The sequence below is a fragment of the Actinosynnema sp. genome (genome assembly GCF_052038725.1).
Genome location: NZ_JBQGCX010001251.1, coordinates 1 through 1,702, shown reverse-complemented (window position 1 = coordinate 1,702; position 1,702 = coordinate 1). Strand labels below are relative to the sequence as shown.

The 1,702-nt window shown below is 72.9% G+C and carries 3 protein-coding genes; 2 read left to right on the top strand and 1 reads right to left on the bottom strand.

Annotation, left to right across the window (positions count from 1 at the left end):
• Positions 1 to 370: 370 nt before the first annotated feature.
• Both ACTUAL_RS26390 and ACTUAL_RS26385 read left to right on the top strand, forming a co-directional pair.
• Complete coding sequence (locus tag ACTUAL_RS26390; protein WP_096492492.1) at positions 371 to 826, top strand: MarR family winged helix-turn-helix transcriptional regulator; 456 nt, start codon at positions 371 to 373, stop codon at positions 824 to 826.
• A complete protein-coding gene (locus tag ACTUAL_RS26385) occupies positions 823 to 1,221 on the top strand; it encodes a DUF5313 family protein (protein ID WP_440902136.1) in 399 nt (132 codons plus the stop codon). The genes ACTUAL_RS26390 and ACTUAL_RS26385 overlap by 4 nt, the downstream gene beginning before the upstream one ends.
• A 7-nt stretch (positions 1,222 to 1,228) precedes the next feature.
• Here the strand turns inward: ACTUAL_RS26385 and ACTUAL_RS26380 are convergent.
• Positions 1,229 to 1,702, bottom strand: a 474-nt coding sequence (locus ACTUAL_RS26380) for an MFS transporter (protein WP_440902135.1), incomplete at its 5' end; no start/stop codon positions are given.

Here is a 1,702-nt window from a genome sequence, read left to right as displayed (position 1 = left end):
CCCGCGGGGTCGCCGGCCCCGCTTAAGCTGCTCGGTGCGGCGCGTCCGTTCCTCGTCCGGGTGGTCGCCCACATCGCGGGGGGTGCTGTCGGTGGTGACCCTACGGACGGCTCCCCACATTCTTCGCGCCTGTCGCACCTGCGCTCCCGGTAATACCCCTGACCGGTGATCGTGTTGTTCCGAGCGTCCCTGCGGTGTTCCACGGGATTTTCTCCGGGTGCGCTTCAGGTGTTGTTCACCCTTTTCCCGCCGCCCGTTCCGCCGCCCGGTCCCACCTCCCCTTCCCGCCCCGTCCGCCGGTGTGATCTCCCGGACAACTGGCCGTCCGGCGGAGTCCCCGAGCCGCGCCCTGCTCTACCGTGGTGTGCAAATGGTTGGCACACAAAGCAACGCCGAGGACCCGCTGGCCCTGGAGCGGCAGGTCTGCTTCGCGCTCTCGATCGCGTCCAGGACCGTGGTCTCGGTCTACCGGCCACTGCTCGAACCGCTGGGGCTCACCCACCCCCAGTACCTCGTGATGCTCGCCCTCTGGCAGGGCGCGCCGCTGTCGGTCAAGGAGCTGAGCGGGCTGCTCGCGCTCGACCCCGGCACGCTGTCCCCGCTGCTCAAGCGGCTGGAGGCGATCGGGTACGTGCAGCGCGGCCGGGACGCCGACGACGAGCGCGTGCTGGCCGTGACGCTCACCCCGCAGGGGCAGGCGCTGCGCCAGGAGGCGCTGAAGATCCCGCCCGCCGTGGTCGACCGCCTCGGCGTGGAGCTCGACCAGCTCCAGGACCTGCACGGGGCGCTGACCCGCCTGATCGCCGCTGCCAAGGAGGCACCGTGAACCGCCCGCCCCTCGCACTGCGCCTGTGGTACCTGATCGGGGGCAGGCTGCCCCAGCGGTCCCGCGAGTGGATCTTCGAGCAGGCCACCAAGCCGTCCTGGCTGGTGTGGTTCACGGTCCGGGCGTTCGTGCAGGTCCTGCCGCTGACGATCATCATCGCCGCCGGGCTGGTGCTGGGCCTGGGCTCGCCGCTGCCGCTGGCCGTCGCGTGCGGTTCGCTGGGGCTGATCGTGGGCGTGTACTTCGCGATGTCCTACGCGATCGAGAGCACCGAGAACCGGGTGTCCAAGTACGGCTACGAGAACGGCGACGCCGGTCGGGCCAGGAAGGCGCGGGCCGCCGCGCAGGACGAGCTGCGGCAGCAGCGCTACGACGCGGCCTGGAAGAGCGAGTAGCGCCCGCTCACCCGTCCTCGCCGCCCACCACCGCCAGCAGCTGCCACATCAGCACGGACAGCAGGCCGACCACCCCGGCCGCCACCCACAGCGGCCCCGTGACGCCGAAGGCCCGCGCGACGAGCCCGCCCTGGATCGCCCCCAGCGCCGCGCCGCCCGAGCTGAACAGCAAGAACGCGCCGTTCACCGACCGGCGCAACCGGTCCGGGACCACGCGGGCGCGGGCCGTCCTGGTGATCGTGCCCCACAGCACCGAGTGCGCGCCGAACGCGACCAGCACCGCGATCGCGGCCGGGAACACCCGCACCAGGGCGAGGGCGACGTGGGCGAGGGTCTCCACGACCAGACCGGCGCGCAGCAGCGGGACCGGGCCGAAGCGGTCCACCAGGCGCGGCGCCAGCGGGACCACCAGGACCCCGCCTGCGGCGGTGGCGGCCAGGAGCAGGCCGAAGGCGGCGGGTCCGGCGTCCAGGCGTTCGCG